Here is a 17,506-nt window from a genome sequence, read left to right on the forward strand (position 1 = left end):
AGCATTTGGCCAATGTCTATAGTCTCATGCTTCAGGAAGCGCGCCTTGCGCTGCATATCAGTCGCGGCGTTACGATAAGAGTAGCCGCGACCCTGCTCGGCCTCACCCATGAAACCACCCGGCTTTATTCAAAGCGTATATATGCCAAGACCGGCACGCGTGGTCAGGCAGATCTTGTTCGTCTCATCCTTGCCAGCATCGTGGCATTGGCTTGAAATAGCAGCATAGCGTCCAAAATCGCGCACGTGGTTCGCAGCGGAGAATAATACCGAGCGTCAGGTTTCAGCCCGCAATTTGATACGCCGGAACCTTGCCCCAAGCTTTGTGGTGCTAAAAATCAGGAAAAATGGTGCGCCCGACAGGATTCGAACCTGTGGCCCCCAGATTAGGAATCTGATGCTCTATCCGACTGAGCTACGGGCGCGTTGTGTTGAGTGGTTTAGCCGCATCGGCAGGCGCATGCCACAATCAATTTTTCGATTTGGGTGGTAAAACCGGCAGAGGCAGAGGGAGGGCTGCAATGCCCTCTTCTGCCAAATCGGCAACTTCTTCCTGCGACGCAGTGCCATGAATCGGCTTTTCATCCGCATCACCATAGTGGATATCGCGGGCCCGATCGGCAAATTTATCGCCGACCCATTCGGAATTGGCGAGCATCTTTTCTTGCGCCTTGACCAGTTTGCCGATCATTTCCCGATATTCGGCAGGCACCGCCACCGTGTTGCTCACCGGCTTGGTCACCTGAGGGTCGGACGGACCATCCGATGGCCTAGCTGCAACAGGTTTCTGATTGCTTTTCCTGCCCAAATTGGGCGCCATTGCGGCCTTGCCAATATTCTTGCTCCCGCAAACAGGGCAGTCCAGCAAGCCACTGTCCTGTTGCTCCGCATAGTCTTTCGAGGATCCGAACCAGCCCTCAAAGCGATGTTCCCCGTCCGCGCATATCAAGTCGAAAATTATCATGTCAGTTTTACCGGCATTTCGAACCTTTTGCGGTTGGCGACAGCGGGAACCCGCGAACGCACCTTCTGTACTTCCTCCAAATCAAGGTCGCAAAAGCCAAGCCCGGCTCCCTCACCCATGTCGAGCAATATTTCACCCCAGGGATCAACCACTATCGAGTGGCCATAAGTGGAACGGCCATCTTCGTGCCCACCATATTGCGCTGCCGCGACAACAAAAGCACCGGCCTCAATCGCGCGTGCCCGGAGCAATATTTCCCAATGGGCCTTTCCGGTCGGAACTGTAAACGCGGCGGGAACGGACAATATGTCGGCACCGGCATTGGTCAGGGCTTCGTAAAGCGCAGGAAAGCGGAGATCATAGCAAATCGACAATCCCAGCGTTGCTTCGGGAACCATAGCCACAACCGCATTATGGCCGCCTGAATAGGCTGAGGATTCCCGGAGCGATTCATCGGGACCAAGATCAACATCGAACAGATGAATCTTGTCATAGCGCGCTGTAATTTCACCGTCAGGATTGATCAGGTAGGACCGGTTGGCCCATTTCTCTCCCGCTTTGCCGGAAGCCTTTATCGCCAAAGAGCCCAGTTGCACCCATATCCGAGAATCCTTGGCCGCTGAAAGGGCCGTCGACAACACCATATCATCTGCTTCGTTTCTGATCGTTCCGGCCGCGCGCGAACGATCCCGGTCCAGCAACCCGGTCATCTCTGGTGTAAAGAGCATCGTCGCACCGCCAGCCGCAGCTCCGCTTATAAGCGATGAAACTTGTCTGGCATTTTCATTTGGATCAATGCCGCTGCACATTTGGGCAAGCGCGATTTTCAAAACAGATCAGCTTGCCAGAAGTGCATCAAGCTTACCTGCCTGGTCCAAGGCGGATAATTCGTCCGAGCCTCCGATATGGAGGTCATCGATAAATATTTGCGGAACCGTCATTCTGCCACCAGAACGCTGGATCATTTCCTCACGCTTTTTGCCGCCCATGGTGATGTCAGTCTCTTCGAAGCTGACATTTTTGCTTTCAAGCAAGGCTTTCGCCCGGAAGCAGAAGCCACAGGTGAATTTTGTATATATTTCAACTTTCGACATATTTCGCTCTTTCTACCATCAGTTCGCAAATGGGCTGTCAGCGAAAGAAATTCAAGCAATCGCTATCTGTTCAGGAACCTAGCCATTTTCAAAACTGCCTATAACCCGTGCCCAACAGAAAACGAACACTTCTTCGGCACCCGCTTTCTTGAGCAGCCGAGCGCAGGCATTGCTCGTCGATCCGCTGGTGTAAACGTCATCAACCAGCAAAACAGACTTACCGGCGAGACTAGCGTGCGCATCGGCGCGAAGTGCAAACGCCTTATCAACGGTTTTTCGTCGCCGCATGCCGCTCATGCCTCTCAGCGGAGGGGTCACTTTGCTGCGAGATATCACCTTATAGTTCATCTGAATGCCGGCGACCCGGGCAAGTTCTCTGCCAATCAGCACCGACTGGTTAAAGCCGCGGCGCCACAGACGCGACCGGTGGAGCGGCACGGGCACGATGATCGCGCTACCTGAACATTCTGCGACGAATTTTTGCAAATGTTCCGCTATCAATTTTGCAAGCCCCAACCGGGTACCATATTTCAATCGCATAGCGATCAACGAACTTTTGTCATCATAGCGCACCACGGCCCGAACCCCGTCGTGGACCGGCGGATCCGTCAGACATTTGCCACACAGACTGTCGTCAGGATGGTCGAAGGCCAGCGGCAGGCCACAGGCTGCGCACCAGGGCTTGGCTAGAAAGTCCAGTTGTCGCCAGCAAGACAGACAGAAGTGGTTGTCGGCTTCCACCGTTACGCCACATATCGGGCATCTTGGTGGCAACGCGTAATCGACTATTGATCCAAACATGGCTCGCAACGGCATTTGATCTTTTTGCTCAGCACTCCTAAAGCCACAAGACCCTATGACCGACACAGTCAATTTTCCCGAAGTTTTTGACCGCAAGCGAAGACGGATAGTCCGTGATCGCGCCTATGCGCGGGCAAATGGTGATGATTTTTTCTCGCAGATCATGGCCGAGGAAATTCTGGAACGCCTGGACGTGGTCAAGCGCACCTTTCGGCGAGCACTGATCATCGGCCTGCCCTCAACAAGGCTTGGAACAGAGCTGGAGGCGCGCGGCATGACAATAGTGTTCGCAGATTCCAGCGCTCGGTTGGCAACGGCACTCGGCGGCGTGATTTGCGATGATGATCGCTTGCCGTTCGCCGATCACAGCTTTGATCTGATCATCAATATGGGCTCCCTCGATACCGTCAATGACCTGCCCGGTGCGCTTGTTCTGATCCGCAGGATATTGATTCCCGATGGATTGATGCTGGCCGCCTTTGTCAGCGCGGAGAGCTTTCTGTCGCTAAAATCTGTAATAATGGAGGCCGAAGGAGACCGGGTTTCGGCGCATATTCATCCACAGATAGATGTGCGGACGGCTGGCGACCTTATGGCGCGCGCGGGGTTGACGATGCCAGTTGCAGACAGCGACGACTTGCGTCTCAGATATTCGAGCCTCCAGCGCTTGATTTCCGACATAAGAGACGTCGGAGGAAGCAATATCATGCGCGGCGGGGTCTCTCCCATTGGACCGGATGTCTATAGGAACATTCAATCCCTATTCCAGGCGCAAGCGGCAGTTGACGGCAAATTCGCGGAAAGCGTCACGATTTTATATCTCTGTGCATGGGCACCTCACCCGGACCAACCGAAACCGGCACGCCGGGGAAGCGGACAGGTATCTCTCACCACCACGCTTTCTGGAAGCGGTGAGGAACGATCGGGCAATTAGGCCAGAGACTTTAGGCTATATGACAGCTTTTGGACCAATGGACCGTCTGCCGGTGGCATCGGCAAATCCTGGATTGCCTCAACCGGCAACCATTGCATATCCAGCGATTCCGCGCTCTGGATATGTCCGGTCCATTTGCGACATATATATAGCAGGAGAATCAGATGCTGGTCCTCCACCGCCTCGCTGGCGAAGGCAACAGGCTCGATATCCGATTCTTTGACACCGATACCCAGTTCTTCTTCCAACTCGCGAACCAGCGCTGCTTCCGGGGTTTCTCCCTCCTCAACCTTGCCTCCCGGGAACTCCCAGAGGCCGGCCATCGGCTTGCCTTCCGGTCGCTTTTGCACCAGAATTCTGCCATTTTGGTCAATCAGAGCAGCAGCAGCGACAAACAGATATGTCGGATTTTTTTCCATTTTTTTATGCGATGTAAGGATTTTATTAATCCCTTTCTGTGAAACCGGAACTGTTCACGACTTAGCAGAACTTTATCGGCGTTGAGAGAGACATGATCGATCTTTTGAAAAAATTATATCTTTCTGACAAGGGCGCAACGGCTGTTGAATATGGTTTGATACTGGCTCTCATTGCACTCACAGTGCTTGTGGCGATTGCCGGTGTGGCCAATAAAACTGTCGGCATGTGGGACGACGTAGCCAATCAGGTTACCGAAGTTTCATGAATAGCGCTATCGCACTTAAATGTTTTGGTAAGGTTTCTGGTCTAGGCTGTTGAACATTGGATGTAAAATAGGTCCAATTGGGTAAGTGAAGTATGTCAAATCTAGGAGACCAGACATGAAATTCGTACGTAAAATGTTCAAGAATGAAGAAGGCGCAACGGCTATTGAATATGGCCTTATTGCTGCTCTGATCGCTGTTGCAGCTATCGTTGCAATGGGTCAGCTGGGTAATACCCTCAGCAACACCTTCACCGAAGTCGAAAACTCGATGGCTGGTTAATCTTTGGATTATTCAAGAAAACAGGACGGCAGCCTTCAGGCTGCCGTCTTTTTTTGTGTCCGGGCAAATCAATAGGTGATGATTTTCACTTTCTGGCCTGCCCGCAGCCCGTCAGTCGCGCGCAACCGGTTCAACACCAGAAACCGGTCCTGCTGGTAATCCGTATAAGCCATACGCGAAGAAAGACTTGAAATCGTATCTCCATTTTTTACGGTTACGACATCAACTTTACGTGCCCGGATCGCGGCCGCTGCTGTCGCAGAAAGCCTGTCGATGCTCTGATACATTGGCGAGAACACGGCGGCGCTTCCTGCCGGGGCAATCGTTGCGAAATGAAAGGCGCTGCTTTTCGAAAATTCATAAGCGAAGACGGTCACATCAACCGGCCCATTGTTGCTGTCGACCCTCGCCATCGCATAAGATGCTGGCAGCCCATTCACCGTTGTTCTCTCTATGGCGCCATGAGAAATGGCCTTACCTTCGCCCGCAAGTCCTTTGAACGCCGCATCAATATATGTTGCCATATTCCCGTTATAGGCACCTGTCGTAAATTGCCCCTGCCCACCCGATCCGGTAATCGTGACAGCGCGCGCGCCATTTTGCATGGAAAAGCCGTTGGGAATAGTGAATTTCAGCTTCAGGTCACGGTGCAGAAAGCTATTTCCCTCGATCACCCCTTGCTTGGGATCATCGCCATATAGGATTCCATCCAGACTTTGCAGAAACTGATCGCGATTGCGAACACCGCCAGAACCCGTCAATTTGCTGGCATTTGTCGCAGCGCGTGACACTCTGCGCGCGGGATCGGGATGGGTACTCGACCATTCGGGTGCACTGCGGGCGTCGCGTCCCGCCGCTCGGGCATCGATCGCCGATTGTGCCGCCAACGAATATAACATGGATGAGAGCGCCTGGGGATCATAGCCCGCCGAAGCGAGATAACGAATGCCCAGATCGTCGGCTTCATATTCCTGTTTGCGCGAATATTTCAGCGTCAGCAACTGGCTGCCCGTACCGAATATTTCCTGTCCGATCCGTCCGAGAGAAGAATCTCCCAACAAAACTTGAGAACCGATTTGGCCAAGAATGCCCAAAATATTGTTGCGGGTAGCTGCCTTCTGTCGTTTTTCACTATGTCTCGCGGCAACATGACCAACTTCATGGCCCAGAACACCAGCCATTTCCGCTTCATCGTTCATCAGCGCCATCAATTGCCGGGTGAGATAGACATAACCTCCAGGAATAGCGAAAGCGTTGTTCACCGGGCTATTCAGCAGCGTTACGGTAAAGTCACTGCGGGCATTGCCCAGGCCCGATTGCACCGCAATATTTTGCCCCACACCGACGACATAGGCAACCTGAGGGCCGGTATAGGCACCGCCAAATTCCTCAAGCAATTGCGGATGGGCTTCCGCACCTTGCCGCTTTTCCGCTGCCGATATCGAACGCGCCTCGCCCGCCTGACTTCCTGCCGATTGCACCGCACCGGCATCCGCTCCACTGCCGGTGCAAGCTACCAAGGCGATAACGGCCGCTGCGCTCATCAGTTTTGTCGAAAATTGTCTCATATCAAGCTCCTCATTGTAGCAATGTATAAGAACAGATCATCTGGTAAAGACTTCCGCGTGTAAAATGACGTTTTAACCGCTTCAGCCGACGCAGAATCTATATTCTTTGGTTTAAAGCGCACCAATTTGCAGGAATTTTTCGCGACGCAATCTTCTCAGCGACTCGCGATCATGGTTCTCGAGTTGTGCAAATTCTTCTTCAATCGCTTTACTCAGGGATGCAATAGCCAATGCCTGATCGCGATGCGCGCCGCCCACAGGCTCCTCGATTATCCGGTCGATGACACCCAGTTTCTTGAGATTTTGGGCAGTGATTTGCATTGCATCTGCGGCCACATCGGCTTTGTCTCCCGTGCGCCACAGAATTGACGCGCAACCCTCGGGTGAAATGACCGAATAGACGGCATGTTCAAACATCAACACGCGTTCTGCAGCGGCCAATGCCACGGCTCCGCCTGATCCGCCTTCACCGACAATTATCGCCACCATAGGAACACCGAGCGAGAGGCATTTTTCGGTCGAACGGGCGATTGCTTCAGCCTGTCCCCGTTCTTCTGCCGACACGCCTGGAAATGCGCCCGATGTGTCAACCAGGGTCAAAACTGGAAGCGAGAATCGGTCGGCCATATCCATCAGGCGGATGGCCTTGCGATATCCTTCGGGCTTGCCCATTCCAAAATTGTGTCGCAAGCGGCTTTCCGTATCGTCACCCTTTTCATGGCCAATGACAACCATGCGACGGTCTCCCAGTCGGGCAAAGCCGCCGATAATAGCCTGATCATCGCCGAAATTCCGGTCGCCTCCCAGCGGGATAAATTCGTCAAACAGGCCAGCGGTGAAATCTTTAAAATGCGGGCGTTCCGGATGCCGGGCGACCTGCGTTTTTTGCCAGGGAGACAGTTTCGCGTAAGTATCGCTCAACATTTTAGCTGATTTGGCCTGCAATTTCTCGATTTCCGTTTCGATATCAAGCGAGCCTTCATCCGCTGTATCTCTGAGTTCCAGAATACGGGATTCGAGGGCGGCGATCGGTTTTTCAAAATCGAGATAAGATGTCATGAAAAAGAGTTAGAACCGGACAAGCTAAACGTCAACGCGTGAGATCCAGTTGGCTCAATGGATGACGATTATTCACGAGTTCGACCAGGCGGGCGCTGTCGATATGCGTATAGATTTGTGTGGTGCTGATGTCGCTATGCCCGAGCAGCGTCTGCAAAGCTCGCAAGTCAGCACCGCCTTCGAGAAGGTGGGTGGCAAAAGCATGGCGCAAAACATGCGGACTGATTTTTACCGGGCTGATCCCTGCCCTGACCGCATGTTCCCTGATGATCTGGAATAGCCTTATCCTGCTGATGTGACCCGTTCTCGAAGGGAAGAGCCATTTTTCCTTCGAATCAACGAATTCGCCCCACCGGCGCACGGCAATGCGAGCCTGCTGAGAAATCGGGACTAATCTCTCCTTTTCTCCCTTTCCCTTGATTATCAAATAGGGCTTGTCGCCAGTAATCGATGATCGCTGCAAACCGACAAGCTCACTCGCTCTGAGTCCGGAACCATAAAGCAGTTCCAATATTGCAGAAAGCCTGACGACTGAGGGTTTAACGGGTTCACGGCCCAACCCCTCGGCGACCAACTGGAACAAAAGCGCAATTTCTGCATGAGACAGGGTCTTGGGCAATGATCGAACCAACCCCGGTCTTGGCAGAGCATCGGAGGGATCATTTTCCCGAAACCCTTCCTCCACCAGAAATCCAAAAAAGCGTCTCAAGCTGGACGATTTGCGTGCCACCGTGCTATTTTTTAGCCTGCGCCAATGAGAGGGCAATTTCCTGATCATCTCACGATCCGCACTGGACAATAGCCCACCGGTGATTCCCGACGCTTGCTCCAAATCTGTTCGGTAGGCCGACAAAGTATGCTGAGACGCACCTGTTTCCGCTACGAGCATTTCCAGAAAACGTTCGATCAGATTGGCATCATCGCTCATAGCATGCTCGAATAGACCTCACGGCCGTCAATGCCAAGCTTATGTCCGCGTCAAGGCTTCGGCGGCAATCATACGCGCTTCCGGCTCAAGGCCGACACGTTTCAGGCTTTGCATGATATGATAGAGATGCAAAGGCGACATCGTCTTCCAGCTCCGGCCCTGCATACCAACAGCGACGAGCAAGGCCACGGTTCCCTGTTGGCCGCGTCGAGAAGCCGACTGGATCGCCCTTGTCCATCTGGTGGAGCGATTTAAGTCCAAGCTCAAATCATTGGAAAAATCATCGATCACCTGCTGGTCGGCTCGCCCCAAGCCAGCGACCGCTGCCAGTAGAAATTTACTGCGAAGCTGCTCTGCACTGACGTCAGCGTCCCCGAAATCATCAAGCGCACCATATGAGACGGGAATTTTATTTGTCGGGGAGGCCACCGCCAAAAGCGCCCAGCCGTCGCTTCCCTCTTCGACGACATTTGCCCATCTTATGGCGCTGCGATCCAGACCTGCGGTGAGCATGGAAGCGATTAAATCTGCACTTTGATCACCAAGTGCATCTGCTGGCGGAATCTTTGCTGCGGCACGAGCGGTCAATATCTTGGCCGAATATCGCGTTAGCGCACCCTTGGACCGGCCCCATAGATCACGCATCGCAGCCAGCCGAGAATCCGCTGTGTCATTCGTATAAGCCTGACGCAATACCGCAGCCAGCGCCTTCCGATCATCGCTTGTCTCGGGATCGTCATATGCTGCGGCGTAAAGATCAACCATCGCCTGATTCGAGAACACGCCGATCGCCGCTGCGGTATCGGCCGCCTTCATCCGCGAGTCGATCGAAAGCATGGGGGCACGAGCGCGCCACCCCTGCACATGGCGGCCGGCCTGAGCATATAGTCGATCCGGCGGTTCGACGCCGGTCGCTGCGCCCAGGCCAAAGCGCCAACTGTTGAAAAATTCGATGTCATCCCAAAGGATGGATACGGCTCGCCGACCTTCGAAACCGGCACCGATCGTCTTTTCCGCCAGTAAATAATCGATGCCTGTGGCCGCCTTGTCACGTCTCGCTTGCTGAAGCAGGCTGGTCGCCCGGCTCTGCTCACCGGTAAAGGAAGCACAAATGGGCCGAAACATGACCCATGTCGGTGCGTCACTTGCTCTCACACCACCATCGACCAGAGGGCATATACCGGCAGGATCGGCGGTTGCCAGATGCGCCTGCATCGCCACTTCATAGAGCCGCGGTGTGTAGTTACCGCCATCAACCTTCAACACCAGCGAGCGAGCCGCATCCGCCTCGCCCATGCGCAGCAGCCGCCAAGCGCGTTCGGCCGTCCAATCCGCCGGATTTACATTTTCGGGACTGACAACCTTGCTGAGTAACGTGCGACGGAGCAGTATCGAACCCCAGCGAGAAATGATGGGACCATTCAAATTTCTGATCAAGCTGGTCAGATATTGTCCGCCCTCTTTACCGAAGGCATCCTTGGCCAATCCATCATATTGCGGCGTCAAGACACCAATTTCTGCCATTGATCGCCGTTCCCCGGCGGACAGGGCATATTGGGGCTGGAGCGCATCATCCAGCGCATTCAGATCGAGTTCCCCATTTTCATCCAGCGCCAGCAATGGCGAATCCAGGTCACTTTCCGCGACATTCCGACCCCCAACAGTCTCGCTCGATGGATCGCTTTCCTGCGGAGTGACGGGCCGCGCTGAAACTGGACCAGGAGCCGGTGTTGGGGAGATTGCGGGCGCGGGCCGGGGGGCCGGAGCGGGAGCGGGAGCGGGCTCCCCGAATCCTGGTGGAAGAAGGGATTCTGGAGAATTCTGTCCCAAGACCGGTATCGCCACCAAAAGCGCACCAAGGCTCACTGCGGCTAAAGATATATGCTTGATACGCATATGCATCTTATTGCAAATCGTCACCAATTACGGGCTTTTCAACAGGTTGCAGCGGCTGCTCGACATCCATCGAAGCCAAAGCAAGTGCCGCACCGATCAGGATTGCGACAAATAAAATTAAAAAAACCAGCTGGCGCGGCATCAATGTGACTCAATCTTTCAAACGGTTAAAAATAACATAATCAGCATTGGAATTTGCACCCTTAGCCAACCGTTGTATAGCCCTTGCCCCAATGGACAAAAACATTAAAGCCTCTTTCGACAATTCAACCGGAAATTCCGGTGAAAAGCCAGATTTCGTGCCTGACCAGTCGATTGTGCTGGTTGGTTTGATGGGCGTAGGCAAAACTACGGTTGGTAGGCGCCTGGCAAAACGGCTCGGCCTCGGCTTTGTTGACGCTGATGAGGAAATTGAGCGGGCGGCCGGCCTCAGCGTCGAAGAAATTTTCAGTCGATTTGGCGAAGACTATTTCCGTGACGGAGAACGGCGCGTCATAGCGCGGCTGCTGGAGGGCGAGCGCCAGATTATCGCAACGGGCGGCGGAGCGTTCATGAACGAGGAAACCCGGGCGCTCATTCTTGAAAAGGCCATTGCAATCTGGCTGGATGCTGATCTGGAGACGCTGGTGAAGCGCGTCGGCCGGCGAAACACCAGACCCTTGCTGAAATCTGGTGATCCGGCGAAGATATTGGCCGATCTGGCGGTAATCAGGAATCCCGTTTATGCCACCGCGCATATTCATGTCATGGGTAATGATTCGCCCCATGAAACAACCGTTGAAAAAATTATCGAGGCATTGCAGCATTGACCCAAATCACTGTTGAATTAGGCGAACATAGCTACCCCATTTTGGTTCAGCCAGGCGCCCTGGAACTGGCAGCCACATATTTGCAGGAATTTGCCAGCAATCACCGGCTTTTCATTCTGACGGACGAGAATGTGGAGTCGCATCTACTTGCCACATTGCAGCAAGCCTTTGCCGGCAGCGGGGTCGAACTGATCGTAAAAAGCCTGCCAGCGGGGGAGGTCAGCAAAAGCTGGCGCCAACTGGAAATGGTCACCGACTGGCTGCTGGGCCAGGGCATCGAACGATCCGATACACTGGTGGCACTCGGCGGCGGCGTAATCGGCGATCTCACCGGATTTGCAGCAGCGATTGTCAAGCGCGGCTGCGGGTTCGTCCAGATACCCACCAGCCTTCTGGCCCAGGTCGACAGCAGCGTTGGCGGCAAGACAGCGATCAACAGCTCGGTCGGCAAGAATCTGATCGGTAGTTTCAACCAGCCCCGCTTTGTGCTGATCGATCCGCTCGTGCTGAACAGCCTGCCCGACCGGGAATTACGAGCCGGTTATGCGGAAGTGATCAAATATGGATTGATCAGCGACGCGAATTTCTTCGCCTGGTGCGAAGCGAATGGCAGCAAGCTGCTCGGCCACGATCCGGATGCCCTCAGCGAAGCCATCATCCACAGCGTGCGTGCCAAAGCCCTGATCGTCGGGGAAGACGAGAAGGAGCTCAGCGGCCGACGTGCGCTGCTCAATCTGGGCCATACCTTCGGGCACGCGCTCGAGGCAGAAACCGGATTTTCGGACAGACTGGTTCATGGCGAAGCGGTCGCCGCTGGCATGGCGCTGGCGTTCGGATATTCGGTGCGTCGCGGGCATTGCGATGCGACGGAAGCGGAACGCGTCAAAGCACATCTGAAGTCGGTCGATCTGCCCTATAATCTGGCAACCGCTTCGGTGCGGGCTTCCGGGCAACGTCTGGTCGACCATATGATGCACGACAAGAAAATGAGCGGTGGCAGCTTGCCATTCCTGCTCGCCAACGGCATCGGACAGTCATTTTTGGCACGAGACGTCGATCTGGAAGACGTTGCCGCATTTCTCGACGATTCGGCCTAGCCAACCCCGGCAAATTGAAGTTCAGCTTTACTTGGTAGAATTATTTTCAAACCTGAGTTCTGCACCTGCGAGCATGTCACCCCCGGACTTCATTTGCGCTTCCAGCCGGTCGCAATCGCGCTGTCGAAATTCTTCATCGACCTCTTCGATCAGACTGCTATCCAAATCGATCGCGTACATCGTTTGTCGCGCAAGATGGATCGCGGATTCAAACATTTCCCGTTTCATCCCGACGATGCCGAGGCCCTTGAGCGCGATCAGCTGGCGGCGATCGTAGACCCGGACAAACATCTTGGTTTCCGGAAATGACTGAATGATCGCGCGCACTTGTTCAGGGCCGAACCCCTGATCGTCCATACAGAAAACAATGGCATCCGCTTCATGAGCTCCGGCGCGACGAAGCAGGTCGACACGGGTCCCGTCACCATAGAAGACCTTGGCACCAAATTGCTGATGAACATCAATCTGCTCGGGTTTGATATCAATCAGCGTTAGCGGGATTTTTGCCGCCATCAGCATTTGCGATACGGTCTGGCCAAAACGCCCCTGCCCGACAATGATAACCGATGCTCGATCGGCATTGCCCGGATCGTCGAGATGCGCCGACGATTTGCTGCCGCCACTGCTGAAACGCCGAGCCAGCAGCATCAGAAACGGAGTCGTCGCCATGGAAATGGTTATTACTGCCCCAAACAGGCTGCTTGCTTCGGGTTCGATCAACAGTGCCTTTTCAGCTTCGGAAAACAGCACAAAGCCAAATTCTCCACCCTGGCTGAGCAGCATGCCCATCGCCAGCGCCGGGTTGGTATCCATGCCGAACAGCTTACCCAGTCCGAAAATGATCGCGATCTTGACCGCCACCAATGCAAAAGCAGCACCCAATACGAAGAAGGGATTTTCGATCACGACGTTGAGGTCCAGCATCATTCCGACTGCGAGGAAGAAGAAGCCGAGCAACAGAGAGCGGAACGGGTCGATATCGGCTTCCAGCTCATGCCGATAGGGAGAATTGGCCAGCATGACCCCGGCAATGAAAGCGCCCAAAGCCGGAGAAAGCCCGATAAATTCCATCAGCGCCGCACCACCGAACACGGCGACCAGACCCGCGACAATGAACAATTCACGCTCGGCGATTCTGCCAATCACCTTCAGCAACGGCTGCAGCAGATATTTGCCGATGGCGATCAGCCCACCAATCGCGAGGACGGCATATATTGCGGTAAGCCAGCCAGATTGACCACCATCTTCCTGTGGTGCGCGCGATAGCGCTGCAATAATGGTCAGCAGCGGAATGATGGACAGATCCTGAAACAGCAGGATCGAGAAGGCTTTTTCACCGGTTGGTGTATTGAGCCTGCCCGAGGATTGCAGCATCGGCAGCACCTGGGCGGTCGAGGACAGCGCCAGCGGCAGACCTATGGCAATCGAAGCGGCCAGCGTGAAATTGGTCGTCGCCATGATCAGCAGAAACAGCGCAATACCGCATAGAACGACCTGGCTCATGCCGAGTCCGAAGATCGCCTGGCGCAAGCGCATAAGCCGCGCCGGTGCGAGTTCCAGTCCGACAATGAACAGCAGCAAGATGATCCCGATTTCGGAGAATTCGAGGATGGTTTCGGCATTGCTGATCAACTGGAAACCCTGCGGGCCGATCAATATCCCGGCGATCAGATAGCCGAGAACCGCGCCGATGCCGAACCGCCGGAATACCAGCACCATCACCAGGGCCGCGCCAAGCATGACAAAGCCGCCCAACAGCAAATCGGCCATATGGGTTTCGGTTTCCATGGGTCAGGCCGCCTCTTGCTTGGCGGCGGCGTCTGCGAATGCCGCGATCACCGCATCATAGGGAAGCAAGATCGCCGCATGACGGCCCTTGTGATCCTGGGCTGCCATCAGCTTGTCCATATCCGGCCATTCTCCCGGAGATTCGATTGATCCCTCGAGAAATGCTCCCAGATTGGCTCGCACTATTTTGATATCCGCAGCCGATTTTCCGATGGCCTGTGCACCCAATATCGCTGCCGAGGCCTGCCCCAATGCGCAGGCGCTTATTTCAAAACCCAAATTCTTCAGACTTCCGCTGTCAGTTACCATCACGTCGGCCGCAACCTTGCTGCCGCAGGTCCTGGATCGCAGCTCCGCCGTGCCGTCGGGATTGTCCAGCCGTTGCTGATGCGGAATGGACACCGCGAGGCGCAATATCTCGCGCGTATAGAGCGCTCCGCTCATTCGCCTGGTACCGCTTGGTCATCGGTCAATTTCCGCTGTTCCTCAACAAAGTCGACCATGGCTTTTCCGCTCGCGTTGAGCAGCGGGTAAGTACGGGATTCCGCGAGCCATTGCGGCCGCGGTTCGTCCGCACCATAGATCGTGTCATGAACCAGAACCACCAATAAATAGAGCAAGGTCGCGCCAATCAGCCCCTTGATCATGCCAAAGCCGAAACCAAGCACGCGATCAATCGGACCGAGGACGGATTTACGCGACCGGGCGCCGATTGATCGAGCAACCCATCGCCCCACTGCATAGGTGACAATCACAATCGAAGCGAAAGCCAGCACCGAAGCGCCGCTCTCGCTGCCAACCGGGCCGATCAGGCGGTCGGTAATCGGCGTATGCAGCGCCCAAACGCCGATAACGACCAATATCCAGGCCATTAACGCAAGCGCTTCCTGAACGAATCCTCTCAGGAAGCCGAGAACGGCTGCTCCGCCCATTAAAACCAGTACAAATATATCCAGACCCGTCATCGGCTCTAGCTAGTCACGGTCGAGCATATGGTCAACGAGATTGGCGAGTTTGGCAAATTGCAGCTTCTTCATGCTATCACTGCTTTTTTCGCCGGAAGCTGGCAACAGCGCACGATTGAAACCGAGCTTGGATGCCTCTTTCAAGCGGAGCGGCGTACGCGAGACGGGGCGTATTTCCCCGGACAAGGCAATTTCGCCAAATATCACGGCGTCGCTGGGCATCGGACGTTCAGCATGGGCCGAAATCAGCGCCGCCGCCACCGCCAGATCGGCGGCAGGATCGGTGAGCCGATAGCCACCGGCGACGTTGAGATAGACTTCCGCCCCTGAGAAACTGAGGCCGCAACGCGCTTCCAGCACGGCCAATATCATCGCCAGCCGGGCGCTGTCCCAGCCGACCACGGACCGCCGCGGGGTTGCGCCACTGGCCAGCCTGACCGTCAGCGCCTGAATTTCCACCAGCACCGGCCGGGTGCCTTCCATCGCCGGAAACACGGTTGCTCCGGTAACTTCCTCGCTGCGGTCGGTCAGGAATAATGCAGATGGGTTGGTCACTTCGGTGAGCCCTGCCTCTTCCATCGCAAAAACACCGATCTCGTCGGTGCCGCCAAAGCGGTTCTTGATCGCACGGAGGATGCGATATTGATGGCTGCGCTCGCCCTCGAAGCTCATCACCGTGTCGACCATATGTTCAAGCACGCGCGGGCCGGCGATATTGCCATCCTTGGTGACATGGCCGACGAGCATGACCATCGTGCCATGTTCCTTGGCGAATTTGATGATTTCCTGCGCCGAGGCCCGCACCTGGCTGACGGTACCCGGCGCGCCTTCGATCAGGTCGCTGTGCATGGTCTGGATCGAATCGATCACGACAAAATCCGGTGCATCGCGGCCCAGGGTCGTCAAAATATCGCGTACGGATGTCGCCGAGGCCAGTTTGACTGGCGCCTTGCCCAGCCCCAGCCGCCGCGCCCGCAGCCGCACCTGATCCGCCGCTTCCTCGCCCGAAATATAGGCGACCGACAGCCCGGCTTCTGCCAGCCGGGCCGAGACTTGCAGCAAGAGTGTCGATTTCCCGATTCCGGGATCGCCGCCCATCAAGGTTGCCGATCCGGCCACCAACCCGCCGCCGACCGCCCGGTCAAATTCGGCAATGCCGGTCTTTCTGCGCTCGGGCAGCGCAATCTCGCTATCCAGTCCGACCAGCCGCACCTCGCGGCCACCGGTCTGCAGATTATGCTTGGACGCAAATACCGTTTCGCCCGCTTCCTCGACCAAAGTGTTCCACTCGCCGCAATCGCCGCACTGCCCTTCCCAGCGGTGCGCAATCGAGCCGCAATTCTGACAGACATATTTTTTCTTCGGTTTGGCCATGCGGTTTATCTAACAGAACAAATAAAGAACACCAGTGGTTTTGCATCAAAAATTAAAACAGGGTCACACGGGTCACACACCCTAATAGAGAAAATGATTCTAGCTTGAGAAGGCGCGCGCGAAGGCACGAGCAAGATTGCTCTTGCCTGTGTGATCAGGGTGTTGCCGGTTCATAGGTCTGGGTTAGCAGAGGGGCGCAGGTGTAGGAAAGAGGGTTTTGCGCTGGGCAAAGGGCGGCAAGATGATTGAGGGTCAGCACCGGCTTTTCATTAGTTGGCCGAATTGCAAACCCCAGGCCTCTGCGGCAAAATCCAGATCAGTCCGACGATCGCCAAGCCAAGGACAATGGAAGCGGCTGCGCGGCTCAGTTCCAGACCGCCTTGCGCCAGCGGTTTGTCGAGGAAATCTCCGACAACGGCGCCCAGTGGACGAGTTATGATGAACGCCACCCAAAACAGGAAAACATGGCTGATATTTGTGCGGAAATAAGCCAGTGCGATCAACGCGAGCAGCACACCGAAAATTACCGCCGCGCCAAGATAGCCAAGTGATCCGTCCGCTACCCAGTCACCCAATGCAGTGCCCAGGGTCTGGGAGAATGTGATGGTCAGCCAGTAATAGATTTCAGCGCGGGGTTCATGCACGGACGCTACCGAGATCGTACCCATGGCGCGGTACCAGATGAACAGGGAGATCAGCACCAGTGCCAGCAGCAATGTTGATCCTCCGGGATAGCCGATAGCCAGGGATCGCGTTGCGAAATCGGCCATTGTTGTGCCCGCGGTTGTCGAAGCGATTATTGTCGCCCAATATAGCGCGGGATGAAAATCTCTCGCCCGAATCTGCCATAAAACCAGAAACACCAATAATGTCGCGAAAATTGCCGTGCCCACCAGATAGCCGAGATTGAGTGACATGCTGACCGTGTCACCTGCCGTCTCGCCAAATGTGGTCGCCAATATCTTGATGATCCAGAAACCAAGGGTGATGGCCGGGACTTTGCTGAGACCGCTCGCTTGTGATGTCGTCATTATATATTTCCCAGTTTCATGCAGGTCGCCGGGTGCGACCAACTGGCTTGGAAATTAGTGCGCTTGACCGGATTTCACTATAAGCAGGCGCTTAAATGAAGGCGGCTAAGCGGAAGTGCCATGAAACCTATGACAATGAAATATGGAATGACGAACCGCACCAGCCCGAAACGGGAGTTGGTGGCGGCATTGGCGATCGTGACGCTCCAGGCGGTGGCGGCTATTTTCTTCCTG

20 protein-coding genes, 1 tRNA gene and 2 pseudogenes are annotated in these 17,506 nt (G+C 55.1%); 6 read left to right on the plus strand and 17 right to left on the minus strand.

What is annotated here, in order from left to right; genetic code table 11:
• Positions 1-215: pseudogene (locus tag V7665_RS05215) on the plus strand (helix-turn-helix transcriptional regulator); the annotation flags it as partial.
• Positions 216-347: 132 nt separating this feature from the next.
• On the opposite strand, the gene V7665_RS05220 reads toward V7665_RS05215, so the two are convergent.
• The 6 genes and pseudogenes from V7665_RS05220 to V7665_RS05245 all read right to left on the minus strand — a co-directional run.
• Positions 348-424, minus strand: a tRNA-Arg gene (locus V7665_RS05220).
• Between the two features lie 44 nt (positions 425-468).
• On the minus strand, positions 469-963 hold the full coding sequence (locus tag V7665_RS05225) for a DUF1178 family protein (protein ID WP_335663482.1): 495 nt from the start codon (positions 961-963) through the stop codon (positions 469-471).
• Positions 960-1,793 carry a carbon-nitrogen hydrolase family protein gene (locus tag V7665_RS05230; RefSeq protein ID WP_335663483.1) on the minus strand — a complete coding sequence of 278 codons (834 nt, stop codon included), beginning with the start codon at positions 1,791-1,793 and terminating at the stop codon, positions 960-962. Before V7665_RS05230 ends, V7665_RS05225 begins: the two co-directional genes overlap by 4 nt.
• Positions 1,794-1,799: 6 nt before the next feature.
• A complete protein-coding gene (gene grxC, locus V7665_RS05235) occupies positions 1,800-2,057 on the minus strand; it encodes a glutaredoxin 3 (protein WP_335663484.1) in 258 nt (85 codons plus the stop codon).
• A 78-nt stretch (positions 2,058-2,135) separates the two neighbouring features.
• Complete coding sequence (locus tag V7665_RS05240) at positions 2,136-2,633, minus strand: ComF family protein (protein ID WP_335663517.1); 498 nt, start codon at positions 2,631-2,633, stop codon at positions 2,136-2,138.
• A 45-nt stretch (positions 2,634-2,678) separates the two neighbouring features.
• Positions 2,679-2,873: pseudogene (locus V7665_RS05245) on the minus strand (double zinc ribbon domain-containing protein); the annotation flags it as partial.
• 40 nt (positions 2,874-2,913) lie between these two features.
• Between V7665_RS05245 and V7665_RS05250 the strand changes: the two are divergent.
• Positions 2,914-3,792, plus strand: coding sequence for a methyltransferase domain-containing protein (locus V7665_RS05250; protein WP_335663485.1), 879 nt, complete (start codon positions 2,914-2,916; stop codon positions 3,790-3,792).
• Here V7665_RS05250 and mutT read toward each other — a convergent pair.
• Positions 3,789-4,211 (minus strand): 8-oxo-dGTP diphosphatase MutT, encoded by a 423-nt coding sequence (mutT, locus tag V7665_RS05255; RefSeq protein WP_335663486.1) that lies wholly within the window; start codon positions 4,209-4,211, stop codon positions 3,789-3,791. The genes V7665_RS05250 and mutT overlap by 4 nt on opposite strands.
• Positions 4,212-4,303: 92 nt before the next feature.
• Here mutT and V7665_RS05260 point away from each other — a divergent pair, with 92 nt between their 5' ends.
• The gene (locus V7665_RS05260; RefSeq protein WP_335663487.1) at positions 4,304-4,477 is read left to right on the plus strand and encodes a Flp family type IVb pilin; all 174 of its coding nucleotides are present in this window, start codon (positions 4,304-4,306) and stop codon (positions 4,475-4,477) included.
• A gap of 115 nt (positions 4,478-4,592) precedes the next feature.
• Positions 4,593-4,757 (plus strand): Flp family type IVb pilin, encoded by a 165-nt coding sequence (locus V7665_RS05265; RefSeq protein WP_335663488.1) that lies wholly within the window; start codon positions 4,593-4,595, stop codon positions 4,755-4,757.
• A 68-nt stretch (positions 4,758-4,825) separates the two neighbouring features.
• Here the strand turns inward: V7665_RS05265 and V7665_RS05270 are convergent, their stop codons facing one another.
• The 5 genes from V7665_RS05270 to V7665_RS05290 form a co-directional block, all read right to left on the minus strand.
• On the minus strand, positions 4,826-6,325 hold the full coding sequence (locus V7665_RS05270) for a M48 family metalloprotease (RefSeq protein ID WP_335663489.1): 1,500 nt from the start codon (positions 6,323-6,325) through the stop codon (positions 4,826-4,828).
• 111 nt (positions 6,326-6,436) lie between these two features.
• A complete protein-coding gene (locus tag V7665_RS05275; protein ID WP_335663490.1) occupies positions 6,437-7,384 on the minus strand; it encodes an acetyl-CoA carboxylase carboxyltransferase subunit alpha in 948 nt (315 codons plus the stop codon).
• A gap of 31 nt (positions 7,385-7,415) precedes the next feature.
• Positions 7,416-8,312, minus strand: coding sequence for a tyrosine recombinase (locus tag V7665_RS05280; protein WP_335663491.1), 897 nt, complete (start codon positions 8,310-8,312; stop codon positions 7,416-7,418).
• 39 nt (positions 8,313-8,351) lie between these two features.
• On the minus strand, positions 8,352-9,932 hold the full coding sequence (locus tag V7665_RS05285; protein WP_335663492.1) for a hypothetical protein: 1,581 nt from the start codon (positions 9,930-9,932) through the stop codon (positions 8,352-8,354).
• Positions 9,933-10,215: 283 nt separating this feature from the next.
• Positions 10,216-10,350 (minus strand): hypothetical protein, encoded by a 135-nt coding sequence (locus V7665_RS05290; RefSeq protein WP_276308585.1) that lies wholly within the window; start codon positions 10,348-10,350, stop codon positions 10,216-10,218.
• Positions 10,351-10,441: 91 nt separating this feature from the next.
• On the opposite strand from V7665_RS05290, the gene V7665_RS05295 reads away from it, so the two are divergent.
• A complete protein-coding gene (locus V7665_RS05295; protein WP_335663493.1) occupies positions 10,442-11,017 on the plus strand; it encodes a shikimate kinase in 576 nt (191 codons plus the stop codon).
• Positions 11,014-12,114: a 3-dehydroquinate synthase gene (gene aroB, locus V7665_RS05300; RefSeq protein WP_335663494.1), complete on the plus strand. Its 1,101-nt coding sequence runs from the start codon at positions 11,014-11,016 to the stop codon at positions 12,112-12,114. Before V7665_RS05295 ends, aroB begins: the two co-directional genes overlap by 4 nt.
• Positions 12,115-12,141: 27 nt before the next feature.
• Here the strand turns inward: aroB and V7665_RS05305 are convergent, their stop codons facing one another.
• From V7665_RS05305 to V7665_RS05325, 5 genes are all read right to left on the minus strand, one after another.
• Positions 12,142-13,902, minus strand: coding sequence for a monovalent cation:proton antiporter-2 (CPA2) family protein (locus V7665_RS05305; protein ID WP_335663495.1), 1,761 nt, complete (start codon positions 13,900-13,902; stop codon positions 12,142-12,144).
• Between the two features lie 3 nt (positions 13,903-13,905).
• Positions 13,906-14,346 carry an iron-sulfur cluster assembly scaffold protein gene (locus V7665_RS05310; protein WP_335663496.1) on the minus strand — a complete coding sequence of 147 codons (441 nt, stop codon included), beginning with the start codon at positions 14,344-14,346 and terminating at the stop codon, positions 13,906-13,908.
• The gene (locus tag V7665_RS05315) at positions 14,343-14,867 is read right to left on the minus strand and encodes a CvpA family protein (protein ID WP_335663497.1); all 525 of its coding nucleotides are present in this window, start codon (positions 14,865-14,867) and stop codon (positions 14,343-14,345) included. The genes V7665_RS05310 and V7665_RS05315 overlap by 4 nt, the downstream gene beginning before the upstream one ends.
• 9 nt (positions 14,868-14,876) lie before the next feature.
• Positions 14,877-16,241, minus strand: coding sequence for a DNA repair protein RadA (gene radA, locus V7665_RS05320; protein WP_335663498.1), 1,365 nt, complete (start codon positions 16,239-16,241; stop codon positions 14,877-14,879).
• Between the two features lie 269 nt (positions 16,242-16,510).
• Positions 16,511-17,272, minus strand: a complete 762-nt coding sequence (locus tag V7665_RS05325; protein WP_335663499.1) for a COG4705 family protein — start codon at positions 17,270-17,272, stop codon at positions 16,511-16,513.
• Positions 17,273-17,506 lie beyond the last annotated feature (234 nt).

Origin of the sequence: Parasphingorhabdus sp. (assembly GCF_036964675.1) — a bacterium.
Lineage (GTDB): Bacteria > Pseudomonadota > Alphaproteobacteria > Sphingomonadales > Sphingomonadaceae > Parasphingorhabdus.

Coding starts and splice junctions, on each gene's coding strand:
- V7665_RS05225 (WP_335663482.1), bottom strand. CDS start 963: ATGATAATTTTCGACTTGATATGCGCGGACGGGGAACATCGCTTTGAG.
- grxC (WP_335663484.1), bottom strand. CDS start 2,057: ATGTCGAAAGTTGAAATATATACAAAATTCACCTGTGGCTTCTGCTTC.
- V7665_RS05250 (WP_335663485.1), top strand. CDS start 2,914: ATGACCGACACAGTCAATTTTCCCGAAGTTTTTGACCGCAAGCGAAGA.
- mutT (WP_335663486.1), bottom strand. CDS start 4,211: ATGGAAAAAAATCCGACATATCTGTTTGTCGCTGCTGCTGCTCTGATT.
- V7665_RS05260 (WP_335663487.1), top strand. CDS start 4,304: ATGATCGATCTTTTGAAAAAATTATATCTTTCTGACAAGGGCGCAACG.
- V7665_RS05265 (WP_335663488.1), top strand. CDS start 4,593: ATGAAATTCGTACGTAAAATGTTCAAGAATGAAGAAGGCGCAACGGCT.
- V7665_RS05270 (WP_335663489.1), bottom strand. CDS start 6,325: ATGAGACAATTTTCGACAAAACTGATGAGCGCAGCGGCCGTTATCGCC.
- V7665_RS05275 (WP_335663490.1), bottom strand. CDS start 7,384: ATGACATCTTATCTCGATTTTGAAAAACCGATCGCCGCCCTCGAATCC.
- V7665_RS05280 (WP_335663491.1), bottom strand. CDS start 8,312: ATGAGCGATGATGCCAATCTGATCGAACGTTTTCTGGAAATGCTCGTA.
- V7665_RS05290 (WP_276308585.1), bottom strand. CDS start 10,350: ATGCCGCGCCAGCTGGTTTTTTTAATTTTATTTGTCGCAATCCTGATC.
- V7665_RS05295 (WP_335663493.1), top strand. CDS start 10,442: ATGGACAAAAACATTAAAGCCTCTTTCGACAATTCAACCGGAAATTCC.
- V7665_RS05305 (WP_335663495.1), bottom strand. CDS start 13,902: ATGGAAACCGAAACCCATATGGCCGATTTGCTGTTGGGCGGCTTTGTC.
- V7665_RS05310 (WP_335663496.1), bottom strand. CDS start 14,346: ATGAGCGGAGCGCTCTATACGCGCGAGATATTGCGCCTCGCGGTGTCC.
- V7665_RS05315 (WP_335663497.1), bottom strand. CDS start 14,867: ATGACGGGTCTGGATATATTTGTACTGGTTTTAATGGGCGGAGCAGCC.
- radA (WP_335663498.1), bottom strand. CDS start 16,241: ATGGCCAAACCGAAGAAAAAATATGTCTGTCAGAATTGCGGCTCGATT.
- V7665_RS05325 (WP_335663499.1), bottom strand. CDS start 17,272: ATGACGACATCACAAGCGAGCGGTCTCAGCAAAGTCCCGGCCATCACC.